18 protein-coding genes and 1 pseudogene are annotated in these 22,180 nt (G+C 58.4%); 8 read left to right on the forward strand and 11 right to left on the reverse strand.

Going from position 1 to position 22,180, the window contains the following annotated elements:
• Position 1 precedes the first annotated feature (1 nt).
• Together sdhD and sdhC are read right to left on the reverse strand one after the other, a co-directional pair.
• Positions 2–346: a succinate dehydrogenase, hydrophobic membrane anchor protein gene (gene sdhD / locus N2M06_RS09005; protein ID WP_019935508.1), complete on the reverse strand. Its 345-nt coding sequence runs from the start codon at positions 344–346 to the stop codon at positions 2–4.
• Positions 340–717 carry a succinate dehydrogenase cytochrome b556 subunit gene (gene sdhC / locus N2M06_RS09010; protein ID WP_342661941.1) on the reverse strand — a complete coding sequence of 126 codons (378 nt, stop codon included), beginning with the start codon at positions 715–717 and terminating at the stop codon, positions 340–342. The genes sdhD and sdhC overlap by 7 nt, the downstream gene beginning before the upstream one ends.
• Before the next feature lie 421 nt (positions 718–1,138).
• Between sdhC and N2M06_RS09015 the strand changes: the two genes are divergently transcribed.
• Positions 1,139–2,428 carry a citrate synthase gene (locus N2M06_RS09015; RefSeq protein ID WP_019935506.1) on the forward strand — a complete coding sequence of 430 codons (1,290 nt, stop codon included), beginning with the start codon at positions 1,139–1,141 and terminating at the stop codon, positions 2,426–2,428.
• 135 nt (positions 2,429–2,563) lie between these two features.
• Here the strand turns inward: N2M06_RS09015 and fbp are convergent, their stop codons facing one another.
• From fbp to N2M06_RS09045, 6 genes are all read right to left on the reverse strand, one after another.
• Complete coding sequence (fbp, locus tag N2M06_RS09020) at positions 2,564–3,577, reverse strand: class 1 fructose-bisphosphatase (RefSeq protein ID WP_026344891.1); 1,014 nt, start codon at positions 3,575–3,577, stop codon at positions 2,564–2,566.
• A 62-nt stretch (positions 3,578–3,639) separates the two neighbouring features.
• Positions 3,640–4,392 carry a 3-deoxy-manno-octulosonate cytidylyltransferase gene (gene kdsB, locus N2M06_RS09025; protein ID WP_317075509.1) on the reverse strand — a complete coding sequence of 251 codons (753 nt, stop codon included), beginning with the start codon at positions 4,390–4,392 and terminating at the stop codon, positions 3,640–3,642.
• Positions 4,389–4,577: a Trm112 family protein gene (locus N2M06_RS09030; RefSeq protein ID WP_014292329.1), complete on the reverse strand. Its 189-nt coding sequence runs from the start codon at positions 4,575–4,577 to the stop codon at positions 4,389–4,391. The genes kdsB and N2M06_RS09030 overlap by 4 nt, the downstream gene beginning before the upstream one ends.
• Positions 4,567–5,529: a tetraacyldisaccharide 4'-kinase gene (lpxK, locus tag N2M06_RS09035; protein WP_346350583.1), complete on the reverse strand. Its 963-nt coding sequence runs from the start codon at positions 5,527–5,529 to the stop codon at positions 4,567–4,569. Before lpxK ends, N2M06_RS09030 begins: the two co-directional genes overlap by 11 nt.
• Positions 5,529–7,280, reverse strand: a complete 1,752-nt coding sequence (msbA, locus tag N2M06_RS09040; protein WP_346350584.1) for a lipid A ABC transporter ATP-binding protein/permease MsbA — start codon at positions 7,278–7,280, stop codon at positions 5,529–5,531. Before msbA ends, lpxK begins: the two co-directional genes overlap by 1 nt.
• A gap of 27 nt (positions 7,281–7,307) precedes the next feature.
• Positions 7,308–9,506 (reverse strand): DNA internalization-related competence protein ComEC/Rec2, encoded by a 2,199-nt coding sequence (locus N2M06_RS09045; RefSeq protein ID WP_346350585.1) that lies wholly within the window; start codon positions 9,504–9,506, stop codon positions 7,308–7,310.
• A gap of 27 nt (positions 9,507–9,533) precedes the next feature.
• Here N2M06_RS09045 and N2M06_RS09050 point away from each other — a divergent pair, with 27 nt between their 5' ends.
• Together N2M06_RS09050 and N2M06_RS09055 are read left to right on the forward strand one after the other, a co-directional pair.
• The gene (locus N2M06_RS09050; RefSeq protein WP_317075506.1) at positions 9,534–10,046 is read left to right on the forward strand and encodes a DUF2062 domain-containing protein; all 513 of its coding nucleotides are present in this window, start codon (positions 9,534–9,536) and stop codon (positions 10,044–10,046) included.
• Complete coding sequence (locus N2M06_RS09055) at positions 10,019–10,555, forward strand: DUF2062 domain-containing protein (protein WP_346350586.1); 537 nt, start codon at positions 10,019–10,021, stop codon at positions 10,553–10,555. Before N2M06_RS09050 ends, N2M06_RS09055 begins: the two co-directional genes overlap by 28 nt.
• 63 nt (positions 10,556–10,618) lie before the next feature.
• On the opposite strand, the gene lolE is transcribed toward N2M06_RS09055, so the two are convergent.
• Genes lolE through N2M06_RS09070 form a run of 3 tightly spaced genes read right to left on the reverse strand, consistent with a single transcriptional unit; the run spans position 10,619 to position 13,744 of the window.
• A complete protein-coding gene (lolE, locus tag N2M06_RS09060; protein WP_346350587.1) occupies positions 10,619–11,860 on the reverse strand; it encodes a lipoprotein-releasing ABC transporter permease subunit LolE in 1,242 nt (413 codons plus the stop codon).
• Entirely contained in the window at positions 11,860–12,540 is a 681-nt protein-coding gene (lolD, locus tag N2M06_RS09065; protein ID WP_346350588.1) for a lipoprotein-releasing ABC transporter ATP-binding protein LolD, read from the reverse strand. Before lolD ends, lolE begins: the two co-directional genes overlap by 1 nt.
• Positions 12,533–13,744, reverse strand: coding sequence for a lipoprotein-releasing ABC transporter permease subunit (locus N2M06_RS09070; protein ID WP_346350589.1), 1,212 nt, complete (start codon positions 13,742–13,744; stop codon positions 12,533–12,535). The genes lolD and N2M06_RS09070 overlap by 8 nt, the downstream gene beginning before the upstream one ends.
• 93 nt (positions 13,745–13,837) lie before the next feature.
• Here N2M06_RS09070 and N2M06_RS09075 point away from each other — a divergent pair, with 93 nt between their 5' ends.
• The 5 genes and pseudogenes from N2M06_RS09075 (at position 13,838) to N2M06_RS09095 (ending at position 21,850) form a co-directional block, all read left to right on the forward strand.
• Positions 13,838–14,410, forward strand: a complete 573-nt coding sequence (locus N2M06_RS09075; protein WP_346350590.1) for a PilZ domain-containing protein — start codon at positions 13,838–13,840, stop codon at positions 14,408–14,410.
• Positions 14,407–17,844 (forward strand): transcription-repair coupling factor, encoded by a 3,438-nt coding sequence (mfd, locus tag N2M06_RS09080; protein WP_346350591.1) that lies wholly within the window; start codon positions 14,407–14,409, stop codon positions 17,842–17,844. Before N2M06_RS09075 ends, mfd begins: the two co-directional genes overlap by 4 nt.
• 78 nt (positions 17,845–17,922) lie before the next feature.
• Positions 17,923–19,371: an FAD-dependent oxidoreductase gene (locus tag N2M06_RS09085; protein WP_346350592.1), complete on the forward strand. Its 1,449-nt coding sequence runs from the start codon at positions 17,923–17,925 to the stop codon at positions 19,369–19,371.
• A 212-nt stretch (positions 19,372–19,583) separates the two neighbouring features.
• Entirely contained in the window at positions 19,584–20,828 is a 1,245-nt protein-coding gene (locus N2M06_RS09090; protein ID WP_346350593.1) for a DUF3422 domain-containing protein, read from the forward strand.
• Between the two features lie 272 nt (positions 20,829–21,100).
• Positions 21,101–21,850: pseudogene (locus tag N2M06_RS09095) on the forward strand (IS5 family transposase).
• The last annotated feature ends 330 nt before the right edge of the window (positions 21,851–22,180 follow it).

Below are 22,180 nucleotides of genomic sequence, written 5' to 3' on the forward strand. Positions count from 1 at the left end.
CTTAAACACCCCACAATACAACGATACCGGTCAGCAGATAGGACAGCAGCATTACTACCACGGCAAACTGGGCAATGCCGCGCCACAGCGCAGGTTTTACATAGTCGGACAGTACCTGCCAGGCACCAATCCAGCCGTGCATCAGCACACTGAACAGCGCCAGCAGGGTGAACACCTTGGTAAAGGTGCGATCAAAAAAGCCCGTCCATACCTGATAGGTGATGTCGTTGAAGGCAATAAAGCCAACCAGATAAAGGGTATAAAGCGTCAGAATGACAGCCGTTGCACGAAGCAGCATAAAGTCGTGCACACCGCTGCGGCCAAATGTTGCAGAATTGCTTACCATACCAGTACTCCCGCCAGCAGTGACAGAACAATGGTGACGCCGAATGCTATCTTGGCACTCTTGGCACCGGATTCAATCTCTTCGCAATAGCCCAGATCCATGATGAGGTGGCGAATGCCGCCTACAATGTGATAGGCCAGTGCGGTCAGCACACCCCAGAGGATGAGGCCGACAAAAAAGCCATCCATAATATCCACTACTGCATTGAAGCCCTGCTCGGAAGCGAGGGATTCACTGAGCAGCCACAGCAGAATGGCCAGCGCGAACAGGGTGATCACGCCGGAAATCCGGTGCAGGATGGATGAAATGGCGGCGACGGGCTGGCGAATAGTCCGCAGGTCGAGGTTTACAGGTCTCTGTTTTTTAGTCACGGTCTTGCCCACTAGCTCCATTGAGCACGTTAGTTATTGTTTTGACAGACATTACCCGGATATATGGACTGCGAACCCTACCGAGAACAAGCTGCTTTTACTATGTCACCAGACTGGCTGAGATAGCAGAAGCAGTGTGACTGCGGCATGGCCACAACTGCGTCCTATACCCTCGGAAAAACAGTATAAGGAGGGAATCGGCAAATACAACGAAGCACCTGAATCAATTGCGAATTCTGTAAAGTTGATCGCACAACGGCGTTAATAGGCTGTTGCGAGCCTCCAGTAAAATTGACATTGAACCCTGCTTTGTTTTCAATATGCCGGCACCACGGGAAGCAGAAATGCTGAAAAACTTAAGCTTTCTGTGCGAAAATGCGCTTACTCGTGGACCTATTATAAAAAGCAAAGGAGACGTGCTATGGCTGACCAAAAGGCCACTCTGCATCTGCCAGGCAAGGAACCCGTTGAGCTTCCGATTGCTTCTGGCACCGCTGGCTATGATGTGATCGATATCAGTTCTCTCGGCTCACACGGCTACTTCACTTATGATCCCGGCTTCCTGGCAACTGCATCCTGCCAGTCCGATATCACCTACATTGACGGTGACAAGGGGATTCTGCTGCACCGCGGTTACCCCATTGAACAACTGGCTCAGGATGCCAGCTATCTGGAAGTCTGTTATTTGCTGTTGTACGGCGAGGCCCCCACTGCCAAGCAGTATGATCAATTCCGCCGGAACATCATGCGCCACACCATGGTGCACGAGCAGCTGTCTTCCTTCTTCAAGGGCTACCGCCGTGACGCACACCCCATGTCCATCGTATGTGGTGTGATCGCCGGTCTGTCTGCTTTCTATCATGACCCCATGGATATCAATGATCCTGTGCATCGCGAACTGGCCGCACAGCGCCTGATCGCCAAAATGCCGACCATTGCCGCCATGGCGTATAAATATTCTGTGGGTCAGCCGTTCGTCTACCCGCGCAACGACCTGGGCTATGCCGGCAACTTCCTGCAAATGATGTTTGCCGTGCCCTGCGAAGACTACAAGGTAAACCCGGTAGTAGAAAAAGCCATGGACCGCATCTTTACCCTGCATGCGGATCATGAGCAGAACGCCTCTACCTCTACCGTGCGCCTGGCCGGCTCCAGTGGTGCCAACCCCTTCGCCTGTATTGCCGCCGGCATTGCCTCTCTGTGGGGACCGGCTCACGGTGGTGCCAACGAGGCCTGCCTGCTGATGCTGGAAGAAATCGGCTCGGTTGACCGCATTCCGGAATTTATTGCCCGCGCCAAAGACAAGGATGATCCTTTCCGTCTGATGGGCTTTGGCCACCGGGTGTACAAAAACTTTGACCCCCGCGCCAAGGTAATGCGTGAAACCTGTCACGAAGTACTGGATGATCTGAAAATTGAAGATCCGCTGCTGGACGTGGCCATGGAGCTGGAGCGCATTGCGCTGTCTGATGAATACTTTGTAGAGCGCAAGCTGTATCCGAACGTCGACTTCTACTCCGGTATCATTCTGAAAGCCATTGGCATTCCTACCAGCATGTTCACCGTTATCTTTGCCCTGGCCCGCACCGTGGGCTGGATGTCGCACTGGAACGAAATGATGTCTGATCCCAAGCAGAAGATCGGTCGTCCGCGCCAGCTGTATACCGGTGCGCCGGAGCGTCAGTTCAAGACTGATGTTACTGACAAGTAACTTCAGCACAGCAATAAAAAGGCCGGCAAATTTGCCGGCCTTTTTTTGTTTCTGTCATTCCAGCCTTTGCCGTAGGCCCCGTTTCAACGGGGCACCGTGATGCAGGATGGCCGGTTTGCACGAATAAATTCGGGCTTACTTGGCCGCTGAGAACTCACTCATAAAACCTTCGGCTTTTTCCACCATGGCGGTGGAGCCCACAAAGTAAGGGGTGCGCTGGTGCAGCTCGGTGGGTTTGATTTCCATAATGCGCTGATAACCGTCAGATGCCTTGCCACCGGCCTGCTCGGCCAGGAATGCCAGCGGGTTGCACTCATAGAGCAGGCGCAGCTTGCCGTTGGGGGCGCTGGTGCCGGACGGGTAAATGTAAATACCGCCTTTCAGCATGTTGCGGTGAAAATCGGATACCAGTGAACCGATATAGCGGGAGGTATAAGGGCGTTTGGTGGTTTCGTCCTGCTCCTGGCAGTATTTGATGTATTTCTTCACGCCTTCCGGAAACTTGATGTAATTTCCTTCGTTTACGGAATAAATGGTGCCCTGCTCGGGAATACGAATGTTTTCGTGAGACAGGCAGAAAGATCCCAGGGACGGATCGTAGGTAAAGCCGTGCACGCCGTTACCGGTGGTGTACACCAGCATGGTGGAGGAGCCGTATACCACATAGCCGGCGGCCACCTGATTCACGCCCGGCTGCAGAAAGTCTTCCATCACCACCGGCGTGCCCGGCTCACTGACCCGCCGGTAAATGGAGAAGATAGTGCCCACAGACACGTTCACGTCTATGTTGGAGGAGCCGTCCAGCGGATCCATCAGCACCACGTATTTGGCGTCGCTGCGCTTGGCGCTGTCGAAACAGACGAAATAGTCTTCTTCTTCGGAGGCAATGCCGCACACTTCGCCACGGGCTTCCAGCGCCGCCTTGAACTTGTCATTGGCGAATACATCCAGTTTTTGCTGAACCTCACCCTGTACATTCTGGCTGCCATTGCTGCCACCGATGATATCGGTTGCCAGACCGGCACGGTTAATTTCACGGTTTACAATTTTGGCAGCACGACGAATGGACGACAGCAGCGACGACAGCTCGCCGGTGGCGCTGGGGTATTCAGACTGTGTTTTTACTATGTATTCACCCAGGGTAATCATAATGTCCTCAGATATTTGCTTTAAATTATGCGGCAACATCGGCTGTTGCCGGCAGATACGAATTAAACCTTATGGGTACAAGTGGCCAGCAAGCGGCGTACTGTCTCCAGATCGGCGGGTGTGTCCACACCAGCAGGGGGTATTTCACTGGCAACTCCCAGCGCGATGTGCTCGCCATGCCAGAGCACGCGCAGTTGCTCAAGCTTTTCCAGTTGTTCCAGGGGGCCGGCAGGCAGGGCCACATAGCGGCTGATAAAACCGGCACGGTAGGCATAGATACCAATATGGCGCAGGCAATGATCCAGGCGGGCATTGGTATTATCGCGGTCAAAGGGAATGGCGGCGCGGCTGAAGTAAAGTGCCCTGCCCTGCAGGCTGTGTACCACCTTCACTACATTAGGATCGGTAAGTTCATCAGTATGCAGCAGTGGCGTGGCCAGAGTGGCCATGGGCGCATTGTCATTAGCGAGCAGTGCCGCCACTTCATCTATCAGGACCGGCGGCAGCAGGGGCTCATCGCCCTGTACATTCACCACTATTTCATCGGAGGCAAGCTGAAGCTGTTCAACGACTTCTGCCAGTCGTTCGGTGCCGGACTCATGATGGCTGCCGGTCAGGCATATCTCAACACTGGTATGGGCCAGAGCATCAGCAATACGCTGGTCGTCAGTGGCTACCACCACCCGCCCTGCGCCGCTTTTCAGCGCCTGCTCTGCCACCCGCTCGATCATGGGTTTGCCGTGAATATCTGCCAGGGGCTTGCCCGGCAGCCGGGTAGACTGCATGCGGGCAGGAATAACAACGGTATAACTCATCCCGGCAGCTCATCCAGATCGAGCCGGCGAGCCCGGCTTTCCAGCAGCACCGGAATGTTTTCGGTAATGGGATAGGCCAGACGGTCAAAACGACACACCAGCTCATTGTGCTCCCGGTCCAGTTGCAGCTTGCCCTTGCAGACCGGGCAGGCAATAATTTCCACCAGTTTGGCATCAATTGCCATGATTCAGCTCCTTTAGTCGTTTCGACAGCATCTGTTCAAACTCCGCCGGCAGGCAGGCCTGCACCGGCAAATACCAGCAGTCATTATGGCCGCCGGACCATTTAACCGCGTCTTTTTCCGTTATCAGCAAAGGCTGATCCGCAAGCGATGCCAACTCAGCCGGCCGCATGGGCTCATGATCTGCCAGTGCTATTTGCTTATCCAGTATAAAGCCAAGACCCTGCAGGGTGTTAAAAAACCGCGGCGGATGGCCGATGCCCGCCAGCGCATGCACTGTGGCGCCGGACGCCGGCGTTTTACCCTCGCCGCTTACCGGCCGCAGCTCGCCGGGTGCCAGCGTCATCAGATATTCACCGGGCTGAACAGGGCCGCCATTATTAATCACCGCATCAACGCTATTAAGCCGCCACTTGCCTTCCCGCAGCGGCCCCATGGGCAGCAGCCGGCCATTGCCAAAGCGGCGCTGGCCATCCACCACCACCAGCTCGATGTCCCGTGCCAGCGCATAGTGCTGCAGGCCGTCGTCACTGATAATAATATCCACCCCCAGCGCCGCCAGCCGTGCGGCTGCGTCGGCCCGCCTGGGCCCCACCACCACCGGGCAGCCGGTACGCCGGTAAATCAATACCGGCTCATCACCGGCCTGAGCGGCAGGCGTATTATCATTGAGCACCAGCGGATATTGCTCGCTGTTGCCACCATAACCCCGGCTGATCACGCCCGGGTGATAACCCTGCTCACGCAGCCATTCCACCAGCCACACCACCACAGGCGTTTTGCCGTTGCCACCCACGGTGAGGTTACCCACCACCACCACCGGCACCGGAGCCCGGTAAACTCGCTTAAGACCAAGCGCAAACAGTTGCCGGCGCAGGTGACTTATCAGCGCGAACAACAGGCTGAGTGGCCACAGCAGCCACAACCAGCGCGCCCCCCGGTACCAGGCTCGCATCAGTGTTCGCCAAACTGTATGGTGCGCAGCTGGGCATAGGCACCGTTTCGCGCCATCAGCTCGGCATGACTGCCCCGCTCCACAATGTGGCCTTCATCAATCACCAGAATTTCATCGGCGTTCTCAATGGTGGACAGCCGGTGGGCAATCACCAGCGCGGTTCTGTCTTTACGCAGCTCGTCGAGGGCGGCCTGAATATGGCGCTCCGACTCGGTATCCAGCGCCGAGGTGGCTTCATCCAGAATTAACAGCGGCGCATTGCGCAGCAGGGCCCGGGCAATAGCAATACGCTGACGCTGACCACCGGACAGACTGGCCCCGTTTTCACCAATCACGGTGTCGTAACCCTGATCCAGCTTATTGATAAACTCATCGGCATAGGCCAGTTTGGCGGCGGCTTCTATCTGCTCACGGCTGTAACGTCCTTCGGCAGCATAAGCAATGTTGTTGGCAATGGTGTCGTTGAACAGGTGCACATGCTGGGACACCAGCGCAAACTGCCGGCGCAAATCGCTGAGTTTATAATCCTGAATATTAACGCCGTCGAGACGAATTTCGCCGTCATTAATGTCGTAGAAACGGGTCAGCAGGCTGGCAATGGTACTTTTGCCCGAGCCGGAGCGGCCCACCAGCGCAACGGTTTTGCCCGGCTCCAGGGTAAAGCTCATGTTTTTCAGAGCCGGCGTTTCTTTGGTGGGATAACAGAAGGTCACCTTGTCGAACTCAATATGGCCTTCAGCCCGTTCCAGTGGCTGAGTGCCTTTATCGGTTTCGGCGTCACTGTCGAGCAGTTCAAACAGGCTCTGACAGGCGGCAATGCCGCGCTGATAAGGGCCATTGATCTGGGTGAGACTCTTCAGCGGGCGCATCAGCATCATCATGGAGGTCACTATCACGGTGAAGGTACCCGGAGTCAGCTGCTCCTGCATACCGTCAAAGCTGGCCACATAAAGCAGAATGGCCAGTGCAGTAGAAGCAATCACCTGCACCAGCGGCGTGCCCACCGCATCGGCAGCCACCATTTTCATGTTCTGCTGGCGGACCTTGTTGCTCACCTTGAAGAAACGACCACTTTCTACTTTCTGGCCGTTAAACATCAGCACTTCTTTATGGCCTTTGAGCATTTGTTCGGTGCTGCTGGTGATGTTGCCCATGGCTGCCTGCATGCCCTTGCTGATGCGGCGAAAACGACGGCTGATCATCGCTATCATGATGCCTACTACCGGCCCCACCACAAAGAAAATCAGTGACAGCTGCCAGGAGTGATAAAACATCAGCCCCAGCAGGCCAATGACGGTAGCCCCTTCACGCACCAGGGTGACCAGGGTGGAGCTGGCGGCAGAAGATACCTGAGACGCATCGTAAGTGACCTTTGACAGCAAATTACCGGTATTGTGTTTATCAAAAAATGCCACTGGCATCGCCATCAGCTTGTCAAACACCTGCTGCTGCAGCGACATCACCACATGGTTACCCACCCAGGCCATGCAGTAACCCGACAAAAAGGTACAAAGGCCGCGTAAAAAGACGATACCGATTACAAAAAACGGCATCCACTTCAGCACTGCAGGATTATCACCGGTCAGGCCTTCGTCGATAAGCGGTTTGATGGAATACACAAAGGTAGTGTCAACGGCGGCATAGCCAGCCATGCCAATAATGGCAGCCACCAGGCCGAGCTTGCGCTCCTTTACATAAGCCAGCAGGCGCTTGAGCACAGGCCAGGACGAGGAGTGTACATCTGTAGACATAAAAACTCTGCCGTGGAAAACGAGGCGCTATTCTAACGGCCCCACCGCATTTCTGCCAGTTTCACGCCAGGCGGCCAGCTGCTGATACCAGGGGCCGGGCCGCCCTTGCCCCACTCTGCGCCATTGATCACCACTGGCGGCAAAGTGGATCATGCCGTCTTGCCCTGTGATCAACTGATGTACTCCGGCGGCCTGATAACGGGCCAGCACCTCCTCGGCAGGAAAACCCCAGCGGTTACCAAAGCCGGCAGTGTGTACCACCCAGGCCGGTGATACGGCTTCAATTAACGCCGCACTGGAAGAGCTGCCGCTGCCATGGTGCGGACTTAACAGCAGCTGCGCCTGCAATCGTGTTTTCCGGCTGATCAGCACCTGCTCAGCCCGGCGTTCAATATCACCGGTCAGCAAGACTGCCAGCCTGCCATCGGTAATGCGCAATACGCAGGAGTCATTATTACGATGGCCACTTGGACTGACCGGCCAGTGCATTTCCAGCTGCAGCCTGCCCCATTGTCGCAGCTGCCCCGCCCGGCAGGGCATGCCGTGAGGCCAGGCCCCCCACCGTTTTGCGACCGGCAACCGGCTGGCCAGATAGTGGCGGTTGGCACTGTGATCACTGTCTTCATGGCTTATTATCAGGTAGTCGAGTTTGCTTATTCCCAGCCGGGCCAGCAAGGGCAAAATAACGCCATCGGCCATATTAAAACCCGACGGAAACCGGTTACCTGTGTCATACAGCAGCGCCCGTTCTCCCTGGGTCACCAGCACCGACAACCCCTGCCCCACATCCAGCACCCGCACCTGCCAGGACGGACCAGGCCATAACAACAATCCGGCCAGCCACACCAGCGGCAGCGCCAGCCAGCGCCCGGCGGGCAGTAACAGTGCCAGTGGCAGCAACATCAGCAGTAGTATCATACCCTGAGCAAAGGCTGATAATTCTGCCCAGGGAGAGAGATAAGCTGCCAGCCAGTGCAGCGCACTCATCAAGGGCGTAAACAGACTGTTCAGCAGCGAAAACACCGGAGCCGCCAGTGGCGGCCATAACAGCAGCAAACAACACGCCACCAGTAGCAACGGTATCAACAACAGGGAAAACAAGGGGATCAGTATCAGATTCACCGGCACCGATAAACTGCTGACACCACCAAACAGCAGCATCACCAGCGGCAATAACAACAGTCCCAGCCCCAGCTGCAAACGCCACAGGCTGCGCCGTCCGCCGGCCAGCGCCAGCAGGGCAGCGACCGCCAGCACTGACATCCAGAACCCCAGATTCAGCACCAGCCAGGGGTTGACTGCCAGCAACAAGGCCATGGTGCTGAGCAAAATACGCCGCCCGCTCCAGAACCGGCCCCACCACAGCAAGCCCAGCCATAATGCCAGCATCAGCAGCGCCCGCTGGGTGGCTACCCCAAACCCGGCCAGCCAGGCATAGCCGGCAGCCAGCAACAACGCAGCCACCAGGCCCGTGGTGTAATGGCCGGTGAGTCGTCCGGCCAGCCAGCCCAGTCCCGCTACCAGACCAATATGCAGCCCCGAAATGGCAAACAAATGGCTGACACCAAGGGCACGCAGCATGGTCCAGTCGTCGCTGGTCAGTCCGCTGCGCTCACCAAAGCTCAGCGCCCTGAGCCAGGCTTGCGACGCCAGGGAATGCGTGCTGAGATTAAACCGATGCAACAACTGCTGCCTTAACCCGGTGCGGGCCGGACTGATAGCAAGCGTGCCGGTAATATAACCTCTGGCAGTGATACCCTGCCCCAGCAGCCAGCGGGCACTGTTAAAACTGCCGGGATTCAGCAACGAATGGGGGGGTGACAGCTGAGTGATGGCACTGAAGCGATCGCCGGGCTGAGGGGACGGATTTTCGCCATACCAGCTCAGCAGAACGCGGGGCCTGGGTGAAAGTGCTTGACCCTGCAGGTGAGTCAGGCCGACAATCAGCCGGCTGACGCCATCCTGGCGGGGCTGAACCTCCAGTACACGGGCCGTCATGATTTGACTGCGACCCATGGCATCGGTGGTTTGCAGCCAGCTCAGCTGCCAGTGGCTGAAGCATAACACCCACACTACCCCCAGCATAAAAGCGGCTGCAGCGGGGCGGGTCTGCCCACCGGCAACACTTAATATTGCCAGTGGTATCCATAGTTCCCGGGCCGGCAGCCAGGGCCACCACAGGCAACTGGCAATGCCAGCACAAAAGAAAAACAGCCGCTTGTCCATCCGGTAAGTATTGCGGACCTGGAGCAAATGCCAAGAAAGATCCTGAAACGTCTGATGCCCGAGCAAGGTACCATCAGAAACAACAAATACCTGAGCCTGTTTGGCGACCGGTTACACGACACCAACCTGTGGCACCTGAACCGTCATTCCGCTGCCGGTGCCTTTGCAGTGGGGTTGTTTTGTGCCTGGCTGCCCATTCCCTTTCAGATGGTGGTCGCCGCCGGCGGTGCCATGCTGTTTCGGGTTAATCTGCCGCTGTCGGCGGTACTGGTATGGCTGACCAACCCGTTAACCATGGCCCCCATGTTTTATTTTGCCTATCGCCTGGGCTCTTTCCTGCTGAACCGGCCCCACCATTACGAGCACTTTGAAGTGAGTCTGAGCTGGCTGGCCGGTGCCATGAGCACCGCAGGCCCGCCTTTTTTACTGGGCAGCCTGGTGCTGGCGCTGGTGAGTTCGGCCATTGGGTATATGTTTATTCACGGCTTGTGGCGCTGGTCAGTGTCACGCCAGTGGAAACGACGACGGCGGGAGCGCTGATGCTGCGCCAGTGGGTTCGCAACAGAATGCCCAGCCAGGAGGCACTGCGTCAGCACAAAGTGTTACGGCTTTTTGGTGATCGCCTTCTGGATCCGGACTACTGGTTTTGTAACCGCCATTCTGCCGCCGTGGCGGTAGCGGCCGGGCTCTTTGCCGCCTGGCTGCCCTTGCCCATGCATACCCTGGTCGCCATTGCTCTGGCAGTGCTGATGCGCGGCTACCTGCCTCTGGCCATTGCCATGGTGTGGGTAAACAATCCGCTTACCATAGCCCCCATGTTTTATCTTGCCTATGAGCTGGGTTTAACATTGCTGAATCAGCCCGAGATGCAGTTCAGCGCCGGCTTCTCACTGGAGCACGAAGCGCTGGCAGTGGCCGCTCCCCTGTTTGCCGGCAGCCTTCTGCTGGCCCTTGCCTCGGCGGCGCTGGGCTGGCTGCTCACCCGCCTGGGCTGGCGCTGGAAAGTGCAGCTGGCGCTGCTGCGCCGGCGCGCACGACGAACTCCCTGACGGGAAGCTGGAAGCTAGAGCCTGTCTCTGTTTTTTGTTTTACTTCAAGCTTCCCGCTATGTTTTACCCTTCTCCCAACAGCTGCCTTGGCAGCAGCCGTCCCGCCCGCCAGGCAGGATAGAGAGTGGCGATAAAGATCAGCACCAGTGCCGAGCCGGTGACCAGCCACAAATCTGCCCAGTGAAACTCGGTAGGAATAAAGTCAATAAAATACACATCCGGGTTCAGCACGCTGTGGCCGGTCAGCCGCTCGACACCGGCCACCAGCTCCGACAGCCGGCCGGCCAGAAAGGCCCCCAGCAGGCCGCCGGCCAGCACGCCGGTCACGCCATTGAGCATGCCCTGCACCACAAAAGCACCCCTAATCTGCCAGGGCCCGGCCCCCATGGTTTTGAGAATGGCAATGTCGCCCTTCTTCTCGTTTACCGCCATCACCAGGGTAGACACAATATTAAAGCTGGCCACTGCCATCACCAGCAGCAGCACCACTATCATCAGAGTGCGCACCAGCTGTATATCCCGGTAAATATTGCCCTGGCTGTTCATCCAGCTGGTTACATAAAAGCCCGCGGGCAGCCCCATGGCCGCATCAAAGCTGATGCGATCGGCAGCCAGCACCTCATTCACCTTAAGATGAAAGCCCATCACGCTGTCGTCCATGCCTTTCAGCTCCTGAGCGTCCTGAATATGGGTATAGCCCAGCACTGTGTCGAGCTGACCGCCGAGGCGCAGCACCCCTACCAGGGTAAAGGCATGGCGGCGGGGCGAGCCAAAGCCCTGCTCATCGGGAGACGGCAACAGCAACGAGACCTTGTCGCCGGTTTCAAGCTTGAGCTTGTCGGCAATGGCCTGGCCCAGAATAATGCCCCGCTCACCGGGCTTAAGCGCGTCCAGGTTACCGCCGTCCAGATAGGGCCCCAGCGCCGAGATGCGCATTTCCCGCTCTGGGTCCACCCCCTGCAACTGCACCGCCTTCAGCATGCTGCCCTTGCTGAGCAGCCCTTCCAGCGGCACAAAGGGGGCCACCGCCTCTATGCCCTTCGCCCGCTCCAGACTGGCCTGCATGGGCTGCCAGGTGGCCACCGGGCCGTCGGCAGTATAAAGCTGGCCATGGGGCAGCACAGACAGAATGCGGTTTTCCAGCTCACGCTGAAAGCCGTTCATGGCCGACAGCCCCAAGATCAGCGCACTCACGCCAATGGCAATGCCCAGAATGGAGGCCACCGAAATAAAGGAAATAAAACGGTTGCGCCGTTTGGCCCGGCTGAAACGCCAGCCCAGATAAACCGGTAATGGCCGAAACATTACTGTTCCTCCAGATGGCCGTCCACCAGCCGGGCCTGACGGTTGAGCCGCCCCGCCAGCGCCAGATCGTGAGTGACCACCACCAGCCCGGTGCCCAGCTCGCTTTGCAGCTCTGCCAGCAGCGCAAATACATCCGCCGCGCTGTGGGCATCCAGGTTGCCAGTGGGCTCGTCGGCCAGCACCAGCCGGGGGTTGTTCACCAGCGCCCGGGCAATGGCCACCCGCTGGCGCTCACCACCGGAAAGCTGAGCCGGGCGGTGATCCAGCCGGTGCGCCAGCCCCACTCGGCCCAGCAGGGTTTCAGCCCGCTCTTTGGCTTCGGCCACCGGCCGGCCGGCAATCAGCAGTGGCATGGCGGCGTTTTCCAGGGCGCTGAACTCCCCCAGCAGATGATGAAACTGATACACAAAGCCCATTTTCTGGTTACGAAAACGGGCCTGAGCCCGGTTGGGCAGCTGATGCAGATCTTCTCCTTCCACCAGCACCCGGCCCGACGTGGGCGTGTCGAGACTGCCCAGCAAGTGCAGCAGGGTACTTTTGCCCGAGCCGGAGCTGCCCACCACCGCCAGACTCTCGCCGGCGTTCAGGCCCAGGCTCACGCCGTGCAAAATGCTCACCGAGCGCTCGCCGTCGCGGTGGGTTTTGGTCAGGTTTTCAACCGTCAACAACGAATTACTCATAGCGCAGGGCCTCGGCAGGTTGCACCCGGGATGCCCGCCAGGCCGGATACAGGCTGGCCAGCACACACAGGGCAAGGGTGGAAAACAAAATGGTCACAAGCTGAGCCGGCAGCAGCAGCACCGGCAGCTGACTGCCGCCGGCAGAGGAATAAAAGTTGATGCCAAGCACGTTGAGCACCGCATCCAGATTAAGGGTAAGCAGCAGCCCCAGCGCAAAGCCCAGCAAACTGCCCAGCACACCGCTGAAGCCGCCCTGAATCATAAATACCGCCATCACACGGTTACGGCTCAGCCCCAGGGTCTGCAGCATGGCAATTTCGGCTTCCTTGTCGGTCACCACCATCACCATGGCAGAAAGAATATTAAAGGCTGCCACCAGAATAATCAGCGCCAGCATCAGGCTCATCAGCCGTTTTTCCATGGCCACCGCCTGAAACAGCTCGCCCCGGCTGTGCTGCCAGGTTTCGTACTTAAGGCCGGCATCAAGCGCCGGCAGCTCACTCACCTCAAACGGATCTGCCAGCCACAGCCGCAGCCCCGACACCTGCCCCGGGCGGTAACGCAGCAGCCGGCCGGCGTCTTCCAGCCGGGTCAGGGCCAGCTGACGGTCCACATCCTGGCCGGTGGCAAAGGTACCCACCAGAGTAAACAGCCGCTGGCTGGGCACCCGGCCCAGCGGCGTAAAACGACTGCCTTCGGTCACGGTAAGGCGCACCTTGTCACCCGGAGTGACGCCCAGCTCGCGGGCCAGACCGGCACCCAGCACCACGCCATAGGGCAGGTCGCGAAAATAACCCAGGGTTTGTTCATCCAGCTGGCTCAGCAGCCGGTCTGAAGCATTATCTGGATCCACGCCGTACAGCTCGGCACCGGTCAGTGCCGCCGGCCCCTGCACCATGGCCTCGGCGCTGATAAAGGGGCTGCTTGCCAGCACACCGGGCACGCCGGCAAAGCGCCCGGCCTGTGCCTCGGGGTCGCTCAGCCGGCGGGCGTCGTTGGTGACCAGCGCATGGGGAATGACCCCCAGCAGGTTGGTTTTGAGCTGCTGCTCAAAGCCGTTCATCACCGACGACACCAGCATCAGTGCCGCCACCCCCAGCAAAATGCCAATGGTGGAAAAACCGGAAACAAAGGAGGCAAAGCTGCGCCGGCCACGGGCACCGGCATAGCGCAGGCCCAGCATCAGCGTCAGGGGTTGAAACATGGCATAATCTTCCGTTTTTTCAAAGGGTTTTACGTCACCCGCAAGTTGCGGAATAATAAAGGCTTGTGACAGGCGCAACAAGAGCAGCGAAGCATGACAGATCCTTATTTCAGTGTGGAGTATCGTGCCCGGGTGAATCTTATTCCTCTGGAGCAAGGCGAAACCGTGCCCGATGTGGAACAACTGGAGGCCGACATTCCCGGTCCTTTCCGGCTGATCAGCGAAGTCACCCGCATTGACACCCATCAGGCCCGACTGCTGCGTAACCTGGACGATCACGCCAGTGATCTGGTGGAGGTGATTAATCAGCAGTCCCGCAAAATCGACCTGGTGCTGAGTCATGTATTAGCAGAGCAGGACGACCCGGACTGCCGCAGCTACACCCTGACCCTGGGCGGCGGCGGTTTTGACTTTACCCCGCGACACCCCATGACCGACGGCCAGGCGGTGCGCATTAAACTGTTTTTGCCGGAATATTCGGTGGCGGTCTTTGCCTATGGTGAAGTGCATAACGGCCCCGATGCCAACCGCTGCCACTGCCGCTTTACCTGTATTCGCGAGCAGGACAGAGACGCCCTTATTCGCGCCAGCCTGCAGCTACAGGCCAAACAACTTAAAGCCCGCGCCGAGCAGCGCGCCCAACAGAATGACAAGCCAACTTCATGATTGAGATCTCCAGCCCCACGCCCAAACCCAGAGCCAGCCTGGGCGGTTTGATTGGCAGCAGCCTGGCCCTGGCCATTGCCCATCAGGTGAAACAGCAACACCAGCGTATGTTGCTGGTGGTGCCCGACACCCCCACCGCCCTGCGGCTGGAGCAGGAAGTGCGCCATCTGCTGAATGATGCCACCTTGCCGGTGCAGCTGCTGCCCGACTGGGAAACCCTGCCCTATGATCAGTTTTCACCCCATCAGGACATTATCTCCCAGCGGCTGGAAACCCTCTATGGTCTGCCGGCATTAAGCCGGGGTCTGCTGATAGTGCCGGTGACCACTCTGATGCTGCGCACGCCGCCCCGGGACTGGCTGGAGCGAAACAGCCTGCTGCTTAAAGTGGGCGACCGGCTGGACATGCACCATTTGCGCCAGCGGCTGGAGCAGGCCGGCTACCGTGCCGTGGAGCAGGTGCTGGAGCATGGTGAGTTTGCCGCCCGGGGAGCGCTGCTGGATCTGTTCCCCATGGGGGCGGCAGAGCCGGTGCGCATCGACTTTTTTGATGATGAAATTGATACCCTGCGCCCCTTTGATCCCGACAGTCAGCGCTCCCGCGACAAGATAAACGAAGTGCGGCTGTTGCCGGCCCGGGAGTTTCCTACCGACAGCGGGGCCATAGAGCGATTTCGCGGCCAGTACAGAGAGCGCTTTGCCCTGCGCAATGAGCCGGAGTCGCTTTATCACCGTGTCAGCCAAGGTCAGCTGCCGCCGGGCATTGAGTATTATTTTCCGCTGTTTTTTGAGCAGACCAATACGCTGTTTGATGCCCTGCCCGAGTCCATGCAGGTGCTGGCAGTGGGTGATATAGAGCCCACCGCACAGACTTTCTGGCGCGATGTAAACGAGCGTTACGAAGACCGCCGTCACGACATGCTGCGCCCCTTGCTGGCACCCGACGAGTTGTATTTAAAACCCGATGCCCTGATGCAGCAACTGAATCACTGGCCGCGGCTGCAACTGAGTCAGGATCCGGTACCGGAAAAAGGCGATCGGGTAAATGCGCCTGTGTCTGCCCTGCCCCTGCTTGAGGTAGAGCACCAGAAAACCGAGCCCCTGGCGAGGCTGCTGAATTTCTGTCAGTCCTTTGCCGGGCGCATTCTGTTTTCGGTGGAAAGCGCCGGCCGGCGCGAGGCGCTGACCGAGCTGCTGGCAGGCTCTCCCCTTAAGCTCACACCGGTGGAGAGCCTGAACGACTTTGCCGCCGGCAGCGATAAACTGGGCCTGCTGGTGGGCCCGCTGGCACAGGGCTTTGTGCTGAACGACAGCTTTGCGCTGGTGTGCGAAGGGGACCTGCTTGGTGGCCGGGTGATCCAGCGCCGCCGGCGGGAAAAGTCCGCCAGCCTCAGCCCCGACACCCTTATTCGTAACCTGGCTGAGTTGTCCATCGGTCAGCCGGTAGTGCATCTGGATCACGGCGTGGGCCGCTATATGGGCCTGCAAAGCCTGGACGCCGGTGGCATGAAGTCGGAATATCTGACCCTGGAATACGCCGGCGGTGACAAGCTCTATGTGCCGGTGACCGCCCTGCATCTGGTAGGCCGCTACAGCGGTGCCGACGAGCCCACCCTGAACCGCCTTGGCAACGACGCCTGGGCCAAGGCCAAGCGCAAGGCCGCCGAAAAAGTGCGGGACGTGGCCGCCGAGCTGCTGGATGTGTATGCCCGCCGGGCCGCCCAGCCGGGCCAGGCCATTGCCCACGACAAGAACGCCTACCGCCAGTTCTGTGATGCCTTTCCCTTTGAGGAAACCGACGATCAGCTCAAGGCCATCAGTGCCGTGCTCACCGACATGACCCAACCCAAGGCCATGGACCGGCTGGTGTGCGGCGACGTGGGCTTTGGCAAAACCGAAGTGGCCATGCGCGCCGCCTTTGTGGCGGTGCACGGCGGCAAGCAGGTGGCGGTATTGGTGCCCACCACCCTGCTGGCGCAGCAGCATTACGACAACTTTCGTGACCGCTTTGCCAACTGGCCGGTCAAGGTGGAGCTGATTAGTCGCTTCAAGACCGGCAAGGAGCAAGACAAGGCCCTGGAAGGGCTGGCAGACGGCAGCATTGATATTGTGATTGGCACTCACAAGCTGCTCAGCCAGGATGTGCGTTTTAAAGATCTGGGCCTGCTGATTGTGGACGAAGAACACCGCTTTGGCGTGCGCCAGAAAGACAAGATCAAGGCGCTGCGTGCCGACGTGGACATTCTCACTCTTACTGCCACCCCCATTCCGCGCACCCTGAACATGGCCATGGGCGGTATGCGCGATCTCTCCATTATTGCCACGCCGCCGGCCAAGCGGCTGGCGGTAAAGACCTTTGTGCGCGAGTCGGATCCGACCGTGGTGCGTGAGGCCATTTTGCGGGAGCTGAAACGCGGCGGTCAGGTCTATTATCTGCACAATGAGGTGCAGACCATAGAAAACAGCCTGGATGCCCTGCGTACCCTGGTGCCCGAGGCCCGCATTGGCATTGCCCACGGCCAGATGCGTGAGCGCGAGCTTGAAAAGGTAATGTCGGACTTCTATCACCAGCGCTTTAACGTGCTGCTGTGCTCCACCATCATCGAAACCGGCATCGATGTGCCCAGTGCCAACACCATTATCATGGACCGCGCCGACAAGCTGGGCCTGGCCCAGCTGCACCAGTTGCGGGGCCGGGTAGGCCGCTCCCATCATCAGGCCTATGCCTATTTGCTCACGCCCCATCCCAAACGCATGACCACAGACGCCAAAAAGCGGCTTGAGGCCATTGCCGCCCTGGAAGATCTGGGGGCCGGCTTTGCCCTGGCCACCCACGATCTGGAAATTCGTGGTGCCGGCGAGCTGCTGGGCGACGAACAGAGCGGCCAGATCACTGCCATTGGCTTCAGCCTGTATATGGAAATGCTGGAGCAGGCAGTAAAAGCCCTGCAGTCCGGCAAGGAGGCGGCGCTGGACAAGCTGCTGGCCAGCCAGACCGAGATTGAGCTTCGCCTGCCTGCCCTGCTGCCCGACGATTATATTCCCGATGTGAACATGCGGCTGTCCATGTATAAGCGCATTGCTGCCGCCGACAACGACGCCGCCCTGCGCGAGCTGCAGGTGGAGCTGATTGACCGCTTTGGCCTGCTGCCGGAGCCGGGCAAAAACCTGATTGCGCTGTCTGCACTCAAAACAAAGGCAAGCGAGCTTGGCATCGAAAAAATTGATGCCGGCCCGCAAGGAGGGACCATTAATTTTGGTGAAGATGCCAGGGTAGATCCCGGCTATCTGGTGGGCCTGTTGCAAAGTCAGCCCCGCATCTACAAAATGGAGGGCCCCACCAGGCTGCGCTTTGCCATTCCGAGCAATGACGCCAAAGCCCGGCTGGCGCTGGTGGACGACATGCTTAATGAATTTGCCGCGCATCGGATCTGATGCGCACTCCCACGGACGGGACGTACAACAACAGCGCCGGCTGCACCGGCGCTATATTCTGATCCTGACCGAGACGTAATGAACACACAATCCTGCGCCGCTTATGCCCAGCGCCCGCTTCGGGTAGGCATTCTGGGTGGCGGCATTGCCGGTGCCACAGTGGCACTGCGCCTCACCGATATGGGCATTCACACCCTGCTGCTGGAAAGCAGCACCGGCCTGGTAAACGGGCCGCCGTTCTGCCATTTGCATGCAGGGGGCAACCTGTACCGGGAGATCAGCGATCAGCAGTGTCTGACCCTGCTGCGCCAGTCCATCGACTCGGTGCGGGCCTATCCTCACAGCATTAACCGCCGCCCCACCGTGATTGCGGTACCGGTGACCGATGCCGGCAACCCGAACGCCCTGCTGCCCCGGCTGCGCCAGGTGGCGCGGGAATATCAGCGGCTGGTCACTGAAAACCCGGCTAACAAGATGCTGGGCGAGCCCGGTGATTATTACCGCTGCTATGAGCGCGAAGAATTCGAAGCGCTGGCAAAGCGGCCTCTGCCGGTCCGTGCCGAGTGCCATGACGACTGGATGATCCCGCTGGCGCACCAGCTGAATGCCGACACCCTCAAGTTTCCGCTTATTCTGGTGCAGGAATACGGCTGGAGCCTGTTTCGCATGGCCGCCACCGCCACTCTTGCGTTAACCCGTTCCCCTTTGTGTGATCTGCGCCTGAATACCCGTGCCACTCGGCTTGAGCAGCGTGAATGCAGCTGGCTGGTGCAAAGCGTGGGGCCAAAGGGCGAATGCATGGATGAAGTGGACTTTCTGGTAAACGCCTGCGGCTTTCGCACCGGTCTGGTGGATGATATGGCCGGCTATCGTCGTGAGCGGCTGGTGGAATACAAGGCCGCCTATCTGGCCCGCTGGACTGTGTCTGCCCACTGGCCCGAGGTGATTTTTCACGGCGAGCGCGGCACGCCCCAGGGCATGGCCCAGTTAACCCCCTACCCCAATGGCCTGTTTCAGCTGCACGGCATGACCGACGCCATTACTCTGTTCAAGAACGGTCTGGTGGCTAACCCCGCGCACAGCGCCCAGCCGCGCCTGCCGGAGGCCTATCGCCAGCAACTGAACGAAGGCTGGAACGCCGATGAAGCCCGAACACGCACCCAGCGTGCCATTGAGCATATGGCGCGACTGCTGCCCGACTTTGCCCGCGCCACCCCCGCCGGCAAACCGCTGTTTGGTGCTCAGCAAATTCCGGGCAGCGATCCCAGACTGCGCGCCGCCGATGTGTCCTTTGAAGGGCACCACTACGCCCGGGTAGAAATTGTAAAGGCAAGCTCGGCACTCACCGCCGCCGACCGTATTGTGGGCAAGCTCACCGAACTGGGCTGGCTGAACCACACGGTCCCGCTCAGCCCGGAAATTACACTGGTCAGCCGGCAAACTGCCGCCGAAGTAGAGGCCACTGCCATACAACTCGCCGAAGCCCGGGGCTACCCCAGAGAGCTGGCTGAAAACTTGAGGGAGTAGGGAATGGGCCAACCCCCCTCCCGGCCTCCCCCTTAAAAAGGGGGAGGAGCGTATGGGTCGCCTCCCCTTTTTAAGGGGAACATCGTAAAGAGGCTCCCTCCCCTTTTTAAGGGGAGGGCTGGGGTGGGGTTAATGCTCAAAAAACCAGAGCCCTGTCACAAAATTCTGTTAAATTACGCTCCACAAGACTGACAGCACATAAAGGAGTATTAATGCGCAGTCACCCTTTGCGGGAGCAGATTATTGCCGAGGTACACGCCAGGCCCTTTCAGATGTTGCAGGCGCCGCTGGCGATGCGCCACCTGGCGGTGATGTATGACGACACGCCGCTGGAAGCACTGAGAGACAGCATTCATCAGCTCACCCAACAGCTCAAGCTGACTGAAACCATCAGTAAATCCCGCTTCTGGCAGGGAGAAAACGAACAGCTGGCGCTGCGCTTTGAAGCCCACCATGAGTTTTATACCCTGACGCTCACCGCGCTTAACACTCTTGAGCTGCCACAGCTGCCACCGGCCTGGCTGGAAACCGCCCCCGGGCGTTTTTTATGTGGTGCTGAAATCCTGTTTCGGGATCACGAGGCCGGTGCCGACGAGACCAGCTGGCTGGAGCAGCACTTTGGCGAAAATCAGGTCAACAGCTCCATGGTCATGTCGAAGGTGGGCCAGATCTGGACCGACTTCTACCCACGGGAAGATACCGGCATGGTCAGAGTGCTGGTGGAAGATCACGGCCTGCAATTGCGCCAGGCCGGTCGCCTGCTGCAGCGCATTTGCGAAATTGAAACCTACCGCCACGCTGCGCTGCTGGCACTGCCGCTGGCCAACAAGGTAGTGCCCGATATTAACCAGCTGGAAACCGAGCTGGTGGAGCTGTCGACCCGGGTGTCTTCAGAAGAGCCTTCCGTGCTGCTGCCTCAATTAATGGATCTGGCCGAGCGGCTGGAAACCCTGTCGGCCCAGACCTCCAACCGCTTCTCGGCGGCGGAGGCCTACTTTACCCTGGTGAACAAGCGCATTGCCGAGCTACGGGAAACCCGCATAGAAGGCCGCCAGACCGTGGAGCAGTTTATGGATCGGCGGCTGGACCCCGCCACCCGCACCTGCCGCGCTGCCGGCCAGCGCATCGAGCAGCTTTCCCGCCGGCTGGCCCGCACCACCCAACTGGTGCGTTCTCAGGTGGATCTGTCGGTAGAGCAGCAAAACCGCGACATGCTCAGCAGCCTCACCAAACGCGCCGGCGAACAACTGCGGCTGCAGGCCAAACTGGAAAGCTTCACCATTATCGTGGTGACCTACTACGCCTTTGATCTGATCGACCGTACCCTGCGCAACCTGGTGGAAAACGAAGAGCACCGCCACCTGATGGAAACCGGATTAAGCATATCAGTACCCTTTATCGCCCTGATCCTCTGGCTCTATATTCGCCGCCTGCTGCGCGGCGTGGGTGAAGACTAACCCACGTTATGCCGGCTCTCTTGCTCTCCAAGCCCTATACCTGTCACTCCGGCCACATACTTATCACTCCGGCCACATACTTATCGCTCCGGCCCATGCTTGTCGCTCCGGCGAAGGCCGGAGTCCAGTTCGCAGGCTACTGCGTGGCTTGATGAATGGATTCCGGATCACGTCCGGAATGACAACCCCCCATCACTCTGCAAGCTAGGTGGCGTTCTCAATTAGTGTAAACTCCTACCGATAGTCACTGCATCAGGGCCTTCGGAGTGTAAATGAGTGAGCGTACAGTACTGAGAGATGACCAGTGGGAACGGATCAAGGACTTGCTTCCGGGTAAGGCCAGTGACTGTGGGGTCACCGCAAAAGATAACCGTCTTTTTGTTGAAGCCGTGTTGTGGATTGCTCGAACAGGAGCGCCTTGGCGGGACCTGCCGGCCTCCTTTGGCCACTGGCACCGGGTCTATGTTCGCTATAACCGCTGGTCACACAAAGGCGTATGGGCACGTATTTGGGAAGCCGTCTCGGACGATCCCGACCTTGAACACCTGATGGTCGATGGCAGTATCGTCCGGGTCCATCAGCATGGGGCCTCAAAAAAACAGAACGCGACGAACAAGCACAAGGTAAGTCGCGAGGAGGACTGAGCACCAAAATTCACCTCGCTGTCGACGCGTTGGGTAACCCAGTTCGCGTACTATTAACGCCCGGACAAGCGTCGGAATATGGTCAGGCCAATCAGTTGATTGAAGGCTTGGAAGCGGACGTTGTGATAGCCGACAAAGGGTATGACTCGGATAACTTCGTGGCCGCAATCTGTGCCAGTGGTGCCAATCCGGTGATCCCACCCAGGAAGAACCGGAGCAGCCCTCGGGATTACGATAAGGCGCTGTATAAAGAGCGTAATTTGGTTGAACGCGCTTTCCAGAAGTTCAAGCATTACCGTCGTATCGCGACACGATATGAACGTGTCGCGAAACACTGCCATGCTCCACCTCGTATCAACAGTGATATGGTTGGCATGATTGAGAACGCTCCCTAGTGTGTCGCCTGAAGTTATCACTCCGGCATGACTTGCCCTCCCTTCTCCCAACGGCCAAAATAGACACATTTGAAAACTGTGGGTGCAGGAGATGGCGGCCTGAAACGTCCGGGCGGTAGCGTTGAAAAATCAATAGATTAGGCCATGATAGCTGCGGCCTTGAGGGAAAAAGTCTTTGCACTGCTTTAGTTAATATGCTGGCCAACATACATTAATAATAAAAATCCACTCACATATTAGCCATTAAAATAAATTTACAATTGGATGATGCAACCATAATATAGTGTTTACCGAGACCCGAATGAGAATCAAT

Source organism: Oceanimonas sp. AH20CE76 (assembly GCF_039654065.1).
In the GTDB taxonomy this organism is placed as follows: domain Bacteria; phylum Pseudomonadota; class Gammaproteobacteria; order Enterobacterales; family Aeromonadaceae; genus Oceanimonas; species Oceanimonas smirnovii.

Coding starts and splice junctions, on each gene's coding strand:
- sdhD (WP_019935508.1), bottom strand. CDS start 346: ATGGTAAGCAATTCTGCAACATTTGGCCGCAGCGGTGTGCACGACTTT.
- N2M06_RS09015 (WP_019935506.1), top strand. CDS start 1,139: ATGGCTGACCAAAAGGCCACTCTGCATCTGCCAGGCAAGGAACCCGTT.
- fbp (WP_026344891.1), bottom strand. CDS start 3,577: ATGATTACCCTGGGTGAATACATAGTAAAAACACAGTCTGAATACCCC.
- kdsB (WP_317075509.1), bottom strand. CDS start 4,392: ATGAGTTATACCGTTGTTATTCCTGCCCGCATGCAGTCTACCCGGCTG.
- N2M06_RS09030 (WP_014292329.1), bottom strand. CDS start 4,577: ATGGCAATTGATGCCAAACTGGTGGAAATTATTGCCTGCCCGGTCTGC.
- lpxK (WP_346350583.1), bottom strand. CDS start 5,529: ATGCGAGCCTGGTACCGGGGGGCGCGCTGGTTGTGGCTGCTGTGGCCA.
- msbA (WP_346350584.1), bottom strand. CDS start 7,280: ATGTCTACAGATGTACACTCCTCGTCCTGGCCTGTGCTCAAGCGCCTG.
- N2M06_RS09045 (WP_346350585.1), bottom strand. CDS start 9,506: ATGGACAAGCGGCTGTTTTTCTTTTGTGCTGGCATTGCCAGTTGCCTG.
- N2M06_RS09050 (WP_317075506.1), top strand. CDS start 9,534: ATGCCAAGAAAGATCCTGAAACGTCTGATGCCCGAGCAAGGTACCATC.
- lolE (WP_346350587.1), bottom strand. CDS start 11,860: ATGTTTCGGCCATTACCGGTTTATCTGGGCTGGCGTTTCAGCCGGGCC.
- lolD (WP_346350588.1), bottom strand. CDS start 12,540: ATGAGTAATTCGTTGTTGACGGTTGAAAACCTGACCAAAACCCACCGC.
- N2M06_RS09070 (WP_346350589.1), bottom strand. CDS start 13,744: ATGTTTCAACCCCTGACGCTGATGCTGGGCCTGCGCTATGCCGGTGCC.
- N2M06_RS09075 (WP_346350590.1), top strand. CDS start 13,838: ATGACAGATCCTTATTTCAGTGTGGAGTATCGTGCCCGGGTGAATCTT.
- mfd (WP_346350591.1), top strand. CDS start 14,407: ATGATTGAGATCTCCAGCCCCACGCCCAAACCCAGAGCCAGCCTGGGC.
- N2M06_RS09085 (WP_346350592.1), top strand. CDS start 17,923: ATGAACACACAATCCTGCGCCGCTTATGCCCAGCGCCCGCTTCGGGTA.
- N2M06_RS09090 (WP_346350593.1), top strand. CDS start 19,584: ATGCGCAGTCACCCTTTGCGGGAGCAGATTATTGCCGAGGTACACGCC.